This is a genomic window from Bradyrhizobium sp. CSA207, assembly GCF_029051685.1.
Lineage (GTDB): Bacteria > Pseudomonadota > Alphaproteobacteria > Rhizobiales > Xanthobacteraceae > Bradyrhizobium.
Window position 1 is genome coordinate 176,458 of the sequence record NZ_JAACFT010000016.1, and the last position, 15,833, is coordinate 192,290.

At 63.8% G+C, this 15,833-nt stretch carries 16 protein-coding genes and 1 pseudogene; 11 read left to right on the plus strand and 6 right to left on the minus strand.

What is annotated here, in order from left to right:
* Positions 1 to 12: 12 nt before the first annotated feature.
* Positions 13 to 474 (minus strand): cupin domain-containing protein, encoded by a 462-nt coding sequence (locus GWG65_RS19910; protein WP_275197224.1) that lies wholly within the window; start codon positions 472 to 474, stop codon positions 13 to 15.
* Between the two features lie 198 nt (positions 475 to 672).
* Between GWG65_RS19910 and GWG65_RS19915 the strand changes: the two genes are divergently transcribed.
* The 3 genes from GWG65_RS19915 to GWG65_RS19925 all read left to right on the plus strand — a co-directional run bounded on the left by GWG65_RS19915 (position 673) and on the right by GWG65_RS19925 (position 3,411).
* Positions 673 to 1,251, plus strand: coding sequence for a TetR/AcrR family transcriptional regulator (locus GWG65_RS19915; RefSeq protein ID WP_275197225.1), 579 nt, complete (start codon positions 673 to 675; stop codon positions 1,249 to 1,251).
* A gap of 105 nt (positions 1,252 to 1,356) precedes the next feature.
* Positions 1,357 to 1,935, plus strand: coding sequence for a DUF308 domain-containing protein (locus GWG65_RS19920; protein WP_275197245.1), 579 nt, complete (start codon positions 1,357 to 1,359; stop codon positions 1,933 to 1,935).
* Between the two features lie 255 nt (positions 1,936 to 2,190).
* Entirely contained in the window at positions 2,191 to 3,411 is a 1,221-nt protein-coding gene (locus GWG65_RS19925; RefSeq protein WP_275197226.1) for an MFS transporter, read from the plus strand.
* A gap of 22 nt (positions 3,412 to 3,433) precedes the next feature.
* Here the strand turns inward: GWG65_RS19925 and GWG65_RS19930 are convergent, their stop codons facing one another.
* Positions 3,434 to 3,820: an ester cyclase gene (locus tag GWG65_RS19930; protein ID WP_275197227.1), complete on the minus strand. Its 387-nt coding sequence runs from the start codon at positions 3,818 to 3,820 to the stop codon at positions 3,434 to 3,436.
* Positions 3,821 to 3,878: 58 nt separating this feature from the next.
* Positions 3,879 to 4,751, minus strand: coding sequence for a bifunctional helix-turn-helix transcriptional regulator/GNAT family N-acetyltransferase (locus GWG65_RS19935; protein ID WP_275197228.1), 873 nt, complete (start codon positions 4,749 to 4,751; stop codon positions 3,879 to 3,881).
* Between GWG65_RS19935 and GWG65_RS19940 the strand changes: the two genes are divergently transcribed.
* Positions 4,633 to 7,350 (plus strand): DEAD/DEAH box helicase, encoded by a 2,718-nt coding sequence (locus GWG65_RS19940; RefSeq protein ID WP_275197229.1) that lies wholly within the window; start codon positions 4,633 to 4,635, stop codon positions 7,348 to 7,350. The two genes, GWG65_RS19935 and GWG65_RS19940, sit on opposite strands and share 119 nt — an antisense overlap.
* A gap of 17 nt (positions 7,351 to 7,367) precedes the next feature.
* Here the strand turns inward: GWG65_RS19940 and GWG65_RS19945 are convergent, their stop codons facing one another.
* Positions 7,368 to 7,721 carry an MmcQ/YjbR family DNA-binding protein gene (locus GWG65_RS19945; RefSeq protein WP_275197230.1) on the minus strand — a complete coding sequence of 118 codons (354 nt, stop codon included), beginning with the start codon at positions 7,719 to 7,721 and terminating at the stop codon, positions 7,368 to 7,370.
* 360 nt (positions 7,722 to 8,081) lie between these two features.
* Here GWG65_RS19945 and GWG65_RS19950 point away from each other — a divergent pair, with 360 nt between their 5' ends.
* The 5 genes and pseudogenes from GWG65_RS19950 to GWG65_RS19970 all read left to right on the plus strand — a co-directional run bounded on the left by GWG65_RS19950 (position 8,082) and on the right by GWG65_RS19970 (position 12,036).
* Positions 8,082 to 10,043, plus strand: a complete 1,962-nt coding sequence (locus GWG65_RS19950; RefSeq protein ID WP_275197231.1) for a hypothetical protein — start codon at positions 8,082 to 8,084, stop codon at positions 10,041 to 10,043.
* A gap of 48 nt (positions 10,044 to 10,091) precedes the next feature.
* Positions 10,092 to 10,532, plus strand: a pseudogene (locus GWG65_RS19955) (SNF2-related protein); the annotation flags it as partial.
* A 52-nt stretch (positions 10,533 to 10,584) separates the two neighbouring features.
* The gene (locus GWG65_RS19960; RefSeq protein ID WP_275197246.1) at positions 10,585 to 10,878 is read left to right on the plus strand and encodes an SNF2-related protein; all 294 of its coding nucleotides are present in this window, start codon (positions 10,585 to 10,587) and stop codon (positions 10,876 to 10,878) included.
* A gap of 37 nt (positions 10,879 to 10,915) precedes the next feature.
* On the plus strand, positions 10,916 to 11,401 hold the full coding sequence (locus tag GWG65_RS19965) for a C-terminal helicase domain-containing protein (protein ID WP_275197232.1): 486 nt from the start codon (positions 10,916 to 10,918) through the stop codon (positions 11,399 to 11,401).
* Between the two features lie 233 nt (positions 11,402 to 11,634).
* Entirely contained in the window at positions 11,635 to 12,036 is a 402-nt protein-coding gene (locus tag GWG65_RS19970) for a RidA family protein (protein ID WP_275197233.1), read from the plus strand.
* A 51-nt stretch (positions 12,037 to 12,087) separates the two neighbouring features.
* Here the strand turns inward: GWG65_RS19970 and GWG65_RS19975 are convergent, their stop codons facing one another.
* Both GWG65_RS19975 and GWG65_RS19980 read right to left on the minus strand, forming a co-directional pair.
* Positions 12,088 to 13,377, minus strand: coding sequence for a DNA polymerase IV (locus tag GWG65_RS19975; RefSeq protein WP_275197234.1), 1,290 nt, complete (start codon positions 13,375 to 13,377; stop codon positions 12,088 to 12,090).
* Positions 13,374 to 13,685: a DUF3572 domain-containing protein gene (locus tag GWG65_RS19980; RefSeq protein ID WP_275197235.1), complete on the minus strand. Its 312-nt coding sequence runs from the start codon at positions 13,683 to 13,685 to the stop codon at positions 13,374 to 13,376. The genes GWG65_RS19975 and GWG65_RS19980 overlap by 4 nt, the downstream gene beginning before the upstream one ends.
* Before the next feature lie 241 nt (positions 13,686 to 13,926).
* Between GWG65_RS19980 and GWG65_RS19985 the strand changes: the two genes are divergently transcribed.
* A complete protein-coding gene (locus GWG65_RS19985; protein ID WP_008566616.1) occupies positions 13,927 to 14,292 on the plus strand; it encodes a response regulator in 366 nt (121 codons plus the stop codon).
* A 14-nt stretch (positions 14,293 to 14,306) separates the two neighbouring features.
* A complete protein-coding gene (locus tag GWG65_RS19990; protein WP_275197236.1) occupies positions 14,307 to 15,680 on the plus strand; it encodes a PleD family two-component system response regulator in 1,374 nt (457 codons plus the stop codon).
* Positions 15,681 to 15,833: the final 153 nt, after the last annotated feature.

Genomic DNA, 15,833 nt, shown 5'->3' on the forward strand with positions numbered 1-15,833 from the left:
GCCCGCCGTCGCTCACTGATCCCGGTACGGCGTGCCGTCCTTGTGCAGGAAGCGGCCGTCGGAAGCCGGGCTCATCATTTCGATGTCGGAGCAGGTGATGAGGTCGCCCGGCGAGCGCGAGCCGACTTCGAGATAGACCGCCGTTGCGCCCGACCGGTTGATCATGTGATGGCCGTTGCCGCTTCCCTTCGGAAAGGCTGCGCAGTCGCCCGCGCGCAGCACCGTTTCGCCGCGGTCCTCGATGAGGGTGACTTCGCCTTCGAGAATGTAGACGAACTCGTCCTCGTGCGAATGCCAGTGCCGCTGGCTCGACCAGTTACCTGGCGGCAGCCGCATCAAGTTGATGCCGAAATCCGACAAGCGGCCGGCATCGCCGAGTCGTTGCCGGGTCCGATCGGCACAAGCTAAATCGAACGGCGCGGGATAGCCGGAGCCTTTGCGGAGCGGTATTGCGGCGATTTCGATTTTTGGCATGGATGCTTCCCCGGAGTGCGCAGCGTAGCGCAACAGCTCTTCGCGATTGAGGCGTATCGAACCCAGTCACATGCCGCAATCGCCCGGGAAGGCAAGGGACGCGGAGAATAGGGCGAATCGTCATGCGGGCTCTCGCATTCACGGATGGTTGAAGCATCCGTCCTTGACGTTCTACCAACTGGAAGGTAGCTAGCTCGCATGAGCAATGTTTCCTCGACCGCCGACGACATTCTGGCCTGCGCACGCACGCTGATCATTGCCGGCGGCTACAATGGCTTCAGCTATGCCGACGTGGCCGAAGTCGTTGGAATTCGCAAGCCGAGCATCCACCACCATTTCGCCAGCAAGGTCGACCTGGTCCGCACCCTCGTGTCGCGATACCGCGAGGAAGCCCAGGTGGGGCTGTCGGCGCTGGAGCGCAATGTCAGGGATCCCCGCGAACAGCTCGGAAGTTATCTCGCGTACTGGGAGGCATGCATCAAGGACGCGACGGCTCCCTTCTGCGTTTGCGCGCTGCTTGCCAGTGAGCTTCCGATCTTGCCGGAGGACGTGGCGCTTGAAGTCCGGGCTCACTTCCGTTCCCTGGCCTCCTGGCTGACCTCGGTGATGGAGCGCGGCAAGCGGCAGAGTCGACTGCAACTCTCCAGCACGGCCCGGGTCGAGGCGGAGGGGTTCATGGCGACCGTTCACGGCGCGATGCTGTCGGCGCGGGCCTACGGCGATCCGAAAATGTTCGGTGTCATTACCCGGCCGCTGCTGGATCGGCTTTCCCCCTAAGCACTGAACGACATCGACGAGTTGCACAACGACACAAGCAATCTGCGCGCCGCGGCCATCCCGGCTCGCCCGTTTGACTACCAACTAGTAGGTAAAGAAATGACCATGAAGGATCGTCAGTTGGACTTGGCGCGCGCCGATCAAGAGCAATGGCTGAAGCTTTACTACTTTCTTCGCGCGGCGGTTTCGGTCGCCTGGGTCGTCGCTGCGTTTGCCATCGGCCAGTCGTCGGCGGCGATCGGCGGATTTTTGCTCGTCGCCTATCCGGCGTGGGACGCCGCGGCCAATTTGCTCGACGCGTTGCGCAGCGGCGGGCTTCATCAAAATCGCACGCAGGCTTTGAATGTCCTGGTCAGTCTTGCGACCACGGTCGCGGTCGTTGCTGCCTTGCAGATGAGCATGAACCGGGTGCTCGGCGTTTTCGGTGCATGGGCGATCCTGTCCGGATTGCTCCAGCTCGGAACGGCGGTCCGGCGCTGGAAAAGCTACGGCGCGCAGTGGGCCATGGTGCTCAGCGGTGGCCAGTCAGCCCTGGCAGGTGGCTTCTTCATCTTTCAGGCTGCGATGCCTGCGGCGCCGTCGATCGCGAATGTTACAGGCTATGCCGCAGTCGGTGCGCTCTACTTCCTGGTCTCGGCGATCTGGCTCACCGTCAAAGTGTGGCGGCGTGCGGCGGGGGCGTGATGAGATGGCTTGGGCGGGATGATGACATCGCGCCGGTGTTTTGCCCGACGTGTCAAATCGCTGCGTGACGTTGGAAGTCATTGCAGGCCGCTGCTAAGTCATTGTACCGACAGCGGCCGGCTACCGTGCATGGGGTTGTTTTCGCGTCTTTTGTTTGGGGGGCGCCAAAAAATCTCGTGGTCTCGTCGATGCCGATGTCTGTCCCCGCGGTTCCCGTTCGTCTTCCACCCAGGCAGACCTGACGGGAGAGAAGAAATGTTCCGTTCCAACTATCGCTGGGTGATCGTCGCCGCCGGCGGCGTGCTCGGCTGCGTCGCGATCGGCGGCATGTTTTCGCTGCCGGTGTTCCTGCAGCCGATCGCAAAGGATACCGGATGGTCGATGACCGGCATTTCCAGCGCGATGACCATCGGCTTTCTGGCGATGGCCTGCACCAGCATGGTCTGGGGCACGCTGACGGACAGGTTCGGGCCGCTGCCGGTGGTGCTGACGGGATCGACGGTGCTGTCCCTGAGCCTGTTCGCCGCGAGCCACGCGACCTCGCTGATCGCGTTTCAATTCGTCTTCGGCCTGCTGGTCGGCGCCTCCTGCGCCGCGATCTTCGCGCCGATGATGGCGACCGTCACCGGCTGGTTCGACACCCATCGCAGCCTTGCGGTGTCGCTGGTGTCGGCCGGCATGGGCATGGCGCCGATGACGATGGCGCCGTTCGCGGCCTGGCTCGTTTCGGGCCATGACTGGCGCACCTCGATGCAGATCGTGGCGCTGGTGGTCGGCGGCATCATGATCCCGGTCTCGCTCCTGGTGCGACGCCCGCCGGCGCTCGCGCAGGCGCCGGCTGCGCCAACCGGCGCGGGCGCGCGGCAGGCCGAGATGTCGATGGGCGAGGCCCTGCGCTCGCCGCAATTCCTCATCCTGCTCGCTACCAACTTCTTCTGCTGCGCCACGCATTCGGGGCCAATCATCCACACCGTGAGCTACGCGGTGAGCTGCGGCATTCCGCTGATCGCGGCGGTGACGATCTACAGCATCGAGGGGTTTGCGGGCATGGGCGGCCGCATCGCCTTCGGTCTGATGGGCGATCGCTTCGGCGCCAAGCGGGTGCTGGTCTCGGGCCTGCTGTTGCAAGCCTTCGGCGCGCTCGCCTATGTCTTCGCGCATCAGCTCGCGACGTTCTACGCAGTCGGCGCGTTCTTCGGCTTCATCTATGCCGGCACCATGCCGCTCTACGCGGTGCTGGCGCGCGAAAACTTTCCGCTTCGGATGATGGGTACGGTGATCGGCGGCACCGCGATGGCCGGCAGCCTCGGCATGGCGACGGGCCCGCTCGCCGGCGGCCTGATCTACGACGCGTTCTCGAGCTATGCCTGGCTTTATATCGGCTCGTGGGCGATGGGCCTCGGCGCGTTCCTGATGGCGATGACGTTCCGCCCGTTCGCCAAGCCGCGAGAGGAGGCCGCGCCAGTCACGGCGTAAGCGGTTTCGCCGAAGCGCCGCGCTAGAGCTGCGCCTCGACCGCGGCCTTGTCGATCACGGACCACACCTGCCAGATCTTTCCGTCGCGGAACTCGTAGAAGACGTTCTCGTGAAAGGATACGCGCCTGCCGTTGACGTCGAGCCCCAGGAATTGTCCAACCGGCGTGCAGTCGAACGCCAGCCGGGAGGCGACGATGGGCGGATCGCAGATCAGCAGCTCGATGTTGAAATGCAGGTCCGGAATCTTGCAAAAATCCTGCTCCAGCATCGCGCGATAGCCGGACAGTCCGAACGGTCGCGCGTTGTGGGCGACGTCGTCATGAACGAACTGTCCGAGCCTCGCCCAGTCCTGCCGGTTCAGGCAGGCGATGTAGTTGCGATAGATGTCGGCAAGGTCGGATCGTATCACGGCGATGCTCCCGCGGCTTCGAGCATAACGCGGCAACAGGCTAACCGACGCCCTCGCTTCACAGGTGTTTTTCGAAGAACAGGTCCGGGTAGGGGTCGTCGTTGAAGCGCGGGATCTCGCTCCAGCCGCTTCGGCGGTAGAGCTGGCCGGCTTCCGCCAGCGCGCTGTTGGTGTCGAGCCGCAGCAGCGCGATGCCGAGTTCGCGCGCCGCGCTCTCGGCGGCGTCCATCAGGCGCCGGCCGAGCCGCAATCCGCGCGCGGCGGGTGCGACCCACAGTCGCTTGATCTCGGCGTAACCGTGATCGGTTCCTTTCAGCCCGACGCAGCCGATCGGCAACGTGTCCGAGATCGCGACGACGAATGTTCCGCGCGGCCGGCGCATGTCCTTGGCATCGGGGTCGCGCGACAGCGAGACGTCGAATCCCTGTTTGAAGCGGCGGCCGAGTTCGGAATAGTACTCGCCGAGGCAATAGCGCGCCTCGTCGCTGCGCGGGTCCATCTCGTTCAGTGCGATCCGGTCGAGCGTCAGTGCGGAGGCGACCAAGTCCATCGCCGCCAGCAGCGCCTCGCGTTGCGCATGGCGGCCGAGAAAGCCATCGGCCTGCGTATTCGACAGCGCTTCATAGGCCGCGAACTCGCGCCGGCCCGCGCGCGTCAGACGAACGACGCGCCGGCGCGCGTCCTCCTCATGCACCGTGGTCTCGACCAGGCCCTCGTCCTCGAGGCTGCGCAACAGCCGGCTCGTCAGCCCGGAATCGAGGCCGAGATAGTCGCGAATCTCCGCCACGTCCGAGCGCCCATGCCCGATCGCGTTGAGCACGCGCGCCGCGCCAAGCGGGCGGCCGCGCCCGAGGAACGAAGTATCGAGCGCGCCCACGGCAGAGGTGACGGCACGGTTAAAGCGGCGGACGCGGGCAACAGGATTCAGCATGATGCCTGACTTTAGTCAGGTATGTGTCTCTGTCAATCGGGCTCCTAAGCTACCGGTGGATTTCGATCCGAAACCGGTTATGCCACGTGTGCGCCAGCGCTACTATCTGGCGCAACTCCCACTATTGGAAGAACGGAAGCCCGAAATGACATCTTCAACAGCACGCGTCGCTGCACGCAAACCGGCCAAGCTGTCGCGTATGTCGGCGCCGACAGATCTGTCGCCGATCGAATGGCAACGTGGCTTGCGCCGCCAATTCGGCCGTGAGCAATCCTTCCTCCTGGAGAATCTGGGCGTCGAACCGTTCTTCTCGGAGTTCAGGGTCACCAACCCGGCTTCAAAATCGAGCTATCGCGTGGTGGTGCGCGGCATCGGGCCCGGCGGCAATTTCTGCTCGTGCCCGGACTATGCGACCAACGAGCTCGGCACCTGCAAGCACCTCGAGTTTACGCTTGCCCAGCTGGAAAAGAAGCGCGGTGCCAAAGCGGCGTTCGCGCGAGGCTACCAGCCGCCGTTTTCCGAACTCTATCTGCGCAACCAGGGACGACGCAGCATCCATTTCCGCGCCGGAACCGATTGTCCGACGAAGCTGCGGGAGGCGGCCGCGCGGCTGTTCGATCAGGACCGCGACGGCCTTCTGCCGGAAGACCGTCTGGGCGACCTCGACGGTTTCGTCGGCTTGTTGTCGAAGAGTGGACATGAGCTGCGCGCCTACGACGATGCGCTCGATTTCGTGGCGGGACGACGGGATGCCGAGCGCCGCGCCGCGAAGCTCGCCCGATTGTTTCCGCGTGGCGCGGCAGATCCCAAGCTGCATCGACTGCTGACAACGGCGCTCTATCCGTATCAGGCTGAGGGGGCACTGTTTGCGGTTCGCGCCGGCCGCGCGCTGATCGGCGACGACATGGGGTTGGGCAAGACGATCCAGGCCATTGCCGCGACGGAAATCCTGGCCCGTCACTTCGGCGTATCGAGAGTGCTGGTGATCTGTCCGACCTCGCTCAAGTACCAGTGGCAAAGTGAGATGGCCCGATTCTCCGGGCGAAAGGACAAGCGTGGTGCCCGCGTCATCGGCGGTGGCCGCGCGCAACGACGAAAAGACTATCTGCTGGATGATTTCTGCAAGATCACAAACTACGAGAAGCTGCAGCCCGATCTTGACCTGATTGGCGCCTGGTCGCCGGAACTGGTCATCGTCGATGAAGCTCAACGGGTCAAGAACTGGAATACGATTGCGGCGCGGGCGCTGAAGCGCATCGACAGCCCATATGCGATCGTGCTCACGGGAACACCGCTGGAGAACAAGCTCGAAGAATTGATCTCAATCGTCCAGTTCGTGGATCAGCATCGCCTGGGGCCGACCTGGAAGCTCCTGAACGAACATCAGGTCAAGGATGAGACCGGCCGTGTCACGGGCTATCGAGATTTGGGCAGGATCGGCGAGACTCTCGCTCCGGTCATGATCCGTCGGCGCAAATCGGAGGTGTTGCGGCAACTGCCGGAGCGCACCGATCAGAACGTGCTGGTGCCCATGACCGCGCCGCAGATGGAACTGCACAAGGAAAACGCCGACAACGTGGCCACGATCGTGAAGCGCTGGCGCAAGACAAAATTTCTCTCGGACAAGGATCAGCGTCGGCTGACCTGCGCGCTACAGAATATGCGGATGTCCTGCAACAGCACATATCTGCTCGATCAGGAAAGCGACCACGGCGTCAAGACCGACGAACTTGCCGCACTGCTCGATCAACTGCTTGCCGCACCCGACGCCAAAGCCGTGGTGTTTTCACAGTGGACGCGGACCCACGACATCGTGATCCGCCGCCTCGAGGCGCGCGGCATCGGTTATGTCAGTTTCCACGGCGGCATACCGTCCGAAAAGCGGCCGGAGCTGGTGCAGCGCTTCCGGGACGACCCGAACTGTCGTGTGTTCCTGTCGACGGATGCGGGCAGCACGGGTCTCAATCTCCAGCACGCCTCGACGCTGGTGAATATGGACCTGCCGTGGAATCCCGCCGTTCTCGAGCAGCGCAGCGCACGCATCCATCGCCTCGGCCAGACACGTCCGGTCCAGATCATCAATTTCGTCGCAAAGGGGACCATCGAGGAAGGTATGCTGTCGGTCCTGGCCTTCAAGCGCTCCCTGGCCGAAGGCATTCTCGACGGCGGCAGCAACGAGGTCTCGCTGGGCGGATCGCGGCTGACCCGCTTCATGAAGGATGTCGAGAGTGTCACCGGGAGCATGGGAAGCGGCGAAGTGGTCACGACGGCTGAGGAGGCGGGGCCGGTCGATGGCACCGGCGACATCGAGGCCCCCGGCGTTCCCCCAGGCGAGACTTCGGTGTCGCAGGCCACTGCAGAAGACGCGTCGGCAACTCGCGATGCAGCCTCCGATCCATGGCAGGCGCTGGTCCGGATGGGCGCGCAGTTCTTCGGTGCCGTCGTGGATTCCAGCTCGCCAAGTCATTCCTGGATCGAACGCGACCCGACCAACGGCTCACAAAGCCTCAGGGTTCCGCTCCCGTCTCCAGAGATCGCAGACCGGCTGGCGGACATACTCTCCGCCTTGGCCACGACTTTGCGCCGCGGGAGTGCATGACGCGCTGACGTCTCCGTTCAGTCGAGCCCCAGCAGCATGCGGGTCTTCCGCGGGAGCCTTGCCACAACCAACGCATGGGCCTGCGCGAGATAGGCGGTGAGCTCCGCATCGGGCAGGGCGCTGTTGCCGATGAGCTGCACCCATTTGGCCCGCGCCAGATAAGGCGCCGGCCGCGCGGGGCCGTGCTCGATCAGCATCGCATAGGCCATGTTCGAGGTCTTGAACATGTAGCCGCCCGAGCGCGCGGCAAAGCCGCCGCCGAGCGCGAACATCTTGCCGCCGACCTTGAACACGGACGTGCCCTCCCACTGCACCACTTTGGTGACGGCGGGCAGGCGCAGGCAACGCCTTTCGAAGGCCCTGGGTGTCATCGCCGGAGCGATAGCACGTTGCGTGCGGCTTGCAACGCGCCAGCTAGCAGCCCGATGCAGCCGATCGGCGACGTGTCCGACATCGCGGGGATGAAGGTGCCGCGGTGACGGCCCGGTTGAAGCGCGACCCGGGAATGGGATCGAGCATCTAGCTGACTTTAGTCAGATAACGATTTCTGTCAACGAAGGCCTGATCTTCTTCTCGCGTGGGACTCCGGGAGAGGCTTCAAAACAGCTCTCGAATCGGGTTCCTGTCGCGTCATTTTCATGCTGGATAGCGCGCAATCGCGGCTTTGTCCCGGCCGCTGAGGGGAGTATGTCTGGGGTAGACGGGGGGTTGTCTGGAACAGTGGTCTGTCCATGCTGGAATCGGTTCGCGCGCTCGCCAACGTCCTGAAGCGCAAGAATCTCTATGGTCATTTCAGCCGTTCGGCGTTCGAGAAGGGCCAGGCTTATCAGGCCCAGGGACGTGTTTCGGGAATAGAGATCAGCGACGATCTGACCCACATCGAGGCGGACGTCGAGGGCAGCGAGATCGAGGACTATTTCGTCGAGATCCAATTGAAGTTCAAGGACGCGCAGCTCGTCGATATCAGAGGCAAATGCAGCTGCCCGATGGCGCGCAACTGCAAGCATGTGGTGGCGACGCTGCTCGAAGCGATCAGCGAAACCCCATCCGAGGCGCCTCCGCCGCGGCCCATAGTGCCGGGACGGCCGCCTGGTGTTCTGCCCTACGAAATCAACGAATGGCTCGACAAGCTCGGCAAGGCGGTTCGGAGCGACGACTACCCCGCCGACGTGAATCAGCGCCTGCTCTATCGTCTACATCCCTCCGACGAGCGCATCGCGATGCCCGTTCTGGCGATCAGCCTGCTCTCGGTGCGGACACTGAAGAACGGCAACTACTCGGACAGCTACACGCAGCCCAACGTCGCCGATTTCTCCGCTGACCGGGCGCCGAAATACTATCGCGATTCCGATATCGATATCGTGTCGCAACTGAGGGCGCACGGAGGCGGATATTCTTTCCGAGCGCCACCGCAGTCCGCTGACCTGTTGACCAAGATTCTCGCCACCGGCCGCGCCTTTTGGCTCGACTACAAGCGCGCGCCGTTGCGCTGGGGTGAAAAGCGTGAGGGCCGCATCGAATGGCGCCAGGTCGGGCTGCGAACGGTGGCGCCGCATCTGATCGTGCCGGGCGTCATCGCACTCAACGCCGAGCCTCCGGTCTATGTCGATGAGGCTGCCGGGACGATCGGGCCGGTTGCGCTGGACATGCCGCCGCGGCTCGCAGCTCAGTTGCTCTCCGCGCCGGCAATTCCGCGAGCCGAACTCGACGAGGTATCGCGCCAGCTCGGTCGAAGGTTGCCCGTGCAGCATCATGATCTTCTGCCGTCCAGGCCGGCGCAGCCAACGCAGGTCGACGCGCCGCCAGTTCCCATTCTGCGCTTGATGCCAGGCAAGGAAAGCGCAATTGCGTTCTACTACCGCAGGCGCGAGCAGAACAGCGATCCCATGGGCGTCGCGCAACTCCATTTCCGCTACGGCCCGATCGAGATCGAATCGACCAAGCGGGGAGCTCGTCTGGAAGCGTTTCATGCCGGACAGGTTTATGAGATCACGCGCCGCCAGCCGGCGGAACGGCAGGCCCGCAAGCGGCTGACCGATCTCGGTTTCGTCGCGGCAAAGTCCAGCTTTCCCTATCTGGACTATCGCCACGATGGGGATCTGGCATTGGCCGAGCCTGACGATTGGTTTGAGTTCCTCAGCTTGCATGTTGCGGGATTGCAGGCTGTAGGCTTTGAGATCATTGTCGACGACGCGTTTCCGTTTCGGCTGGCGCAGACGTCTGGCGATTTCGACGCGGAGTTTGAATCGAGCGGTATCGATTGGTTTGAATTGGCGCTCGGTATCGACATCGACGGCAAGCGCCAAGATCTGGCGCCCATGATTGCTGCGTTGGTGGCAAGGCCCGATTTCACTCCGGATGCCATCCGGGAGCGGGCCGATGTTGGCAAGTCCTTCCTGCTTCCGCTCGCGGACGGTCGCTATCTGGCGCTGGCGGCCAATCGCTTTCTTCCGCTTGTTTTAGCGCTTCACAGTTTGAAGCTGGGCGGCTTTGGCGGATCGGGAAAAATCAAGCTGTCGCGCGCCGAATTGGTGCCGCTGCTTGGATTGGAGAACGAGCATTTCGTATTCCGCGGAGCCGATAGTATTCGCCGTCTTGCCGGGCTGCTTCAGGCGCGCGGGCTCGCCCCGCCGCCTTTGCCGGAGAGCTTCCGTGCCGAGCTTCGGCCTTACCAGGCCCACGGCCTCGCCTAGCTCGACCTCCTTCGCGAGAGCGGGCTCGGAGGCGTGCTGGCCGACGATATGGGGCTTGGCAAGACGGTCCAGCTTCTGGCGCTGCTCGTGCTCGAGAAGACGCGGGGCAATCTCATGCAGCCCGCGCTGATCGTCGCGCCGACTAGCCTGATGACCAACTGGTTCAATGAGGCGCAGCGGTTCGCACCCGATCTGAAGGTGCTCGTGCTCCACGGTCCCGACCGCAAGCAGCACTTTGGGGCCATCCCTGACTACGACCTCATCCTGACAACCTATCCTCTCATTGCGCGAGATCGCGACGTGCTGTTGTCGCGCGAGTGGCACATTGCGGTGCTGGATGAGGCTCAAATAGTGAAGAATCCCGATGCCGCAACGACGAGATGGCTCCGCGATGTCAAGGCGCAGCACCGCTTCTGCCTGACGGGAACGCCGATGGAAAACCACCTGGGCGAGCTGTGGTCGATCATGAGCTTCGTCAATCCCGGCTATCTCGGCGACAAGACGGCCTTCGCGCGGCAATGGCGTGTGCCCATCGAGAAGCATGCCGACAAAGCGCGCTCCGCGGGCCTTGGCGCAGCGCGTCAAGCCTTTCCTGCTGCGCCGGACCAAAAGCGAGGTGGCGACGGAGCTGCCGGCAAAGACCGAGATCGTCGAAACCATCGTGCTCGAGGGCGCGCAGCGCGATGTCTACGATTCGATCCGGCTTTCAATGTCGCGCAAGGTTCGCAAGGCGATCGAGGAGCGCGGCCTTGCCAAGAGCCATATCGTGGTCCTGGAAGCGTTGCTCAGGATGCGGCAGGCGTGCTGCGATCCGGCGCTCCTGAAAACTCAATGACGGGCTGGAGCGGCCATCTGCCAAGCTCGACCGGCTGATGGAGATGGTGCTTGAGCTGCACAGCGAGGGCAGGAAGATCATCGTGTTCTCGCAATTCACCTCCATGCTCGACCTGATCCGGAAGCGCTTGGACGCCGAACAGCTGCCCTACAGCATGCTCACCGGGGAGACCAGGGATCGCAAGACGGCGATCGAGGCCTTTCAGGACGGTGCGACCGACATTTTTCTGATCAGCCTCAAGGCCGGCGGCGTCGGTCTCAATCTCACCGCGGCGGATACTGTGATCATTTTCGATCCTTGGTGGAATCCCGCCGTCGAGGAACAGGCGATCGACCGTGCCCATCGTATTGGGCAAGACAAGGCTGTTTTCGTCTACAGGCTCGTTGCCGCCGGAACGATCGAGGAAAAGATGGACGAACTCAAGGCCAGGAAGCGCGCTCTCGCCGACGGTCTGTTCGATCACGAGGGCCAAATCGCCGCGACACTCACCGAGGATGACGTCAAGGCTCTGTTCGAGGCCTAGCGCCGTGACGCCGCGCCGGCATGACGGCGCCTTTTCAGCGCTCGGCGTGCATCATTTCTAGATTGCCGAGCTTCACGTGCGCCGTCTCCGGCCGGGTGCAGGAGGCCGCCGACGATGCCCGTGACATTGTCCGTGGGAGGATGACGGAGCTTGGTGGTGCTCCTCGCATCTGGCCCTCAGCGACGTCTCCCGCTACGCTCCCCCCAACCACAAACCTTCGGGAGGCAAGCACAATGCCCAAGCTCGACCATCTCCGCCCCAGCGGTCTGCATCACAATCCGGCTTATTCCCACGTCGTTACCGCCTCCGGTGCGCGCACCATCTACATCTCCGGGCAGGTGTCAGTGGACGAGGAGGGCCGGATCGTCGGCGAGGGCGATATTGCCGCGCAGACGACGCAGGTGATGCAGAATCTCGGCCACGCGCTGAAGGCCGCCGGCACGAGCTACGCCAACATCGTCAAGATCACGACCTTCGTCGTCGGCTACAAGCCGGAGCTGCGCCCGATCATCGGCAAGGCCCGTTCCGTCTTCTTCGAGGGCATGGAGCCGCCCGCCAGTACCCTCGTCGGCGTCTCTGCGCTCGCGGCACCGGAATGGTTGATTGAGATCGAGGCGGTGGCGGTTGCGGATTGAGCTCTTGCGAACGCCGTGCGCGCAATGGATCGCGCACGATCCATACAACCCTCACTCCTGCGCCTTCTCCGGCCCTTCATAGGCAATCCCGCGGATCACTGCGGCGCTGCCGAACTTCTTGCGCAAGCTGTCCACTGCGCGCTCGGCGTGGGCGGCGCGGCGGTCGAGCATGTCGGTGTCGTCAGAGGCCGAGCCTTCGCGCAGCGCGCTGACGCCGGCGCCCATCAGGCGGAAGGCGGTGCCGTCGATCTCTTTCGCCAGCATCTCGCGGCAGATCGAAAAGATCTTTGCGGCAAGCTGCGTCGGCCCAGCGATCGACTGCGATCGCGTGCGCTGGCGGAAGTCGGCGGTCTTCAGCTTCAGCGTGACGGTCGAGCCGGCGAGCTCGCTGCTCTTCAGCCGCGACGACGTCTTCTCGCACAGACGCCACAAGATCCGCTCCAGCGTCGGGAAATCGCGGATGTCGGTCTCGAAGGTGGTTTCGCTCGAGATCGTCTTGGCGCCGCGATCGGGCTCGACGCGGCGGTCGTCGATGCCGCGCGCGAGCCGCCATAACCTGCGGCCGTCGCTCGGAAACTGCCGCATCAGCTCGATCTCGTCGGCCTTCTGGAGGTCGGCGATGGTGCGGAAGCCGCGCTGCACCAGCCGCTCCTGCGTTGCGGGCCCGACGCCAAAAATGAAGCCGACCGGCTTCTCGGCCAGCATCGCGCGCGCTTCCTCCTGATCGAGCGCAGCAAAGCCCCGCGGCTTGTCGAGATCGGAGGCGATCTTGGCCAGGAATTTGTTGCAGGACAGGCCGACCGAGACGCTGATGCCGATGTCGCGCTCGATGTTGCGGGCAAAGCGCGCCAGAACTTTTGCCGGGATCATGCCGTGAACCCGTTCGGTGCCGGAGAGATCGAGAAAGGCCTCGTCGATTGAGAGCGGCTCCACCAGCGGCGTCAACGCCTGCATGGCCTGGCGCACCTCGCGGCCGACCCGCACGTATTTCGCCATGTCCGGCTGGATCACGACCGCGTGCGGGCAGGCTTCCAGCGCCTTGTACATCGGCATCGCCGAGCGCACGCCGTAGGTGCGCGCGATGTAGCAGGCCGCCGACACCACGCCGCGCTTGCCCCCGCCGATGATGACGGGCTTGTCGGCGATCTCGGGGTTGTCGCGCTTCTCGACCGTCGCATAGAAGGCGTCGCAATCGATATGGGCGAGGGTCAGCGTCGACAGCGCGCGGTGGCGGACGAGGCGAGGGGAACCGCAGGCCGAACAGCGCCGCGCGGCCATGCCCTGATCGGCCAGACAGTCCCGGCAGAAGCAGCGGGGCCCGGCCGCCTCCAGGGCGCTCACGGCACGTCGCGCTCCCAGGTGCGGTCGCCGAGCGCGTCGCCCAGCACCTGCCGCGCCGCGGCAACGTTGGTCGGATGCAGTTCGGACGCGCTCGCAAAGGCCTTCACGGTGGCGTCATCGCGCAGCACGAAATCGAGCACGCTGAGGAGGAAATTGGGGTCCGAGGCGGCATTCCGCAGCGTCTCCGGGCCGACACCTGTCTCGGCCAGAAACAGGCCCAGCCGCTCGGGATCGCCCGCGACAAAGGACAGGGCCTGAATCGCAACGATTTCAGCGACTTCGCGGGGCTTGTGAACAGGCTTTTTCAAGGGCGCGGTTTGCCTTTCCATTAACTTTCAGTGTCTACTTTGGAATCATCATGCCCGAGTCTCGTGCCGAAGTCTTGCGACCCCAGACAAGCAACTGGAAACCACATCGCAGAAAGTCGGCAGTCGGGTTTAACGAAACTAGAGCGAATCTGAGGCTAGTTTGAATCCAGTTTTCGAAGCGCCGGCGAGCGGCGCCTGAGGCGTCATATGTATCGCTCTGCTGGCCAATCGGGAGGACGGAATGGCTAAGACCGTCCTGATCGTGGAAGACAACGAGCTCAACATGAAGCTGTTCCGCGACCTGTTGGAGGCGCACGGCTACCAGACCTCCGGCACCAGCAACGGCTACGAGGCGCTCGACCTCGTTCGCAAGATGCGCCCCGACCTCGTGCTGATGGATATCCAGCTGCCGCAGGTCTCGGGCCTGGAGGTGACGCGCTGGATCAAGGACGATCCGGAGCTGCGCGCCATTCCCGTCGTCGCGGTCACGGCGTTTGCGATGAAGGGCGACGAAGAGCGTATCCGCGAAGGCGGCTGCGAGGCCTATTTGTCCAAGCCGATCTCGGTCGGCAAGTTCATTGAGACGGTCCGGCGTTTCATCGGATAGGAAGTGAGTTCAAAGTGTCCGCGCGTATCCTCGTTGTCGATGACGTCCCTGCCAACGTCAAGCTGTTAGAGGCCCGCCTCTCCGCCGAATATTTCGATGTGATGACCGCCTCGAACGGCACCGAAGCGCTGGCAATCTGCAGCCGCGCCGAATGCGACATCATCCTGCTCGACGTCATGATGCCGGACATCGACGGTTTCGAGGTCTGCCGCCGCCTCAAGACTGATCCGGCGACCCACCACATTCCCGTCGTGATGGTGACGGCGCTCGACAGCCCCGCCGACCGCAACCGCGGGCTGGAGGCTGGCGCCGACGATTTCCTGACCAAACCCGTCTCGGACGTCGTGCTGATCGCGCGGGTGCGCTCGCTGACGCGGCTGAAGATGATGACGGACGAGCTGCGCATGCGCGCCATCACCTCGCTCGAAATCGGCATGCAGGCGCCGGAGCGCACCGCGGTGGCCGACGCCGGCAAGGGCGGCCGCATCCTCCTGGTCGACGACCGCCAATCCTCCTATGAGCGGCTGGCGACGCTGCTCGCCGCCGAGCACACGGTCGATGTCGAGCCCAATCCCACGGAGGCGCTGTTCCACGCCGCCGAGGGCAATTACGACCTCCTGATCGTCTCGCTCGATCTCAACAATTTCGACGGCCTGCGGCTATGCAGCCAGGCGCGCTCGCTGGAGCGCACGCGGCACGTGCCGATCCTGGCGATCGCGGAAGCTGAGAACTCGACGCGGCTGCTCCGCGGTCTCGAGATCGGCGTCAACGATTATCTGCTGCGCCCCATCGACAAGACCGAGCTTTTGGCGCGCGTGCGCACGCAGATCCGTCGCCGTCGTTACACCGACCATTTGCGCGACAACGTGCAGAACTCGATCGAGGCGGCGATCACCGACGCGCTGACCGGCCTGCACAACCGCCGTTACATGGAAAGCCATCTGGCGACGCTGGCCGAGCAGGCCTCGACGCGCGGCAAGCCGCTCGCGCTGATGATTCTGGACATCGACTATTTCAAGTCGATCAACGACAATTATGGCCACGACGCCGGCGACGACGTGCTGCGCGAGTTCGCGGTGCGGGTGCGCAAATCGATCCGCGGCATTGATCTGGCCTGCCGCTATGGCGGCGAGGAATTCGTCATCGTGATGCCCGAGACCGATCTCCACGTTGCCGGCATGGTCGCCGAGCGCCTGCGCCGCTCGATCGCGGGCGAGCCGTTCGCCGTCCACAAGGGCACCAAGCGCATCGAGGTCACGATCTCGATCGGCCTGACCACGCTGGAGCAGAAGGGCGAGGCGGTCGCCGACGTCCTCAAGCGCGCTGACACCGCGCTGTACCGCGCCAAGCACGACGGCCGCAACCGCGTGGTGTCGCACGCGGCGTAAGGCCGGCCGGGCACAAAAGCGCGAAAACAACCCCATGCACAGTAGCCGAGGCTAGCCGGATCAACGGCTTACGGTAGGCATACGCAGGCGGCAACGCCGTTTGACTCGTCGGGCAAAACAGGGGCATTTTGCTATGGTCGGGCAGTGGGACGA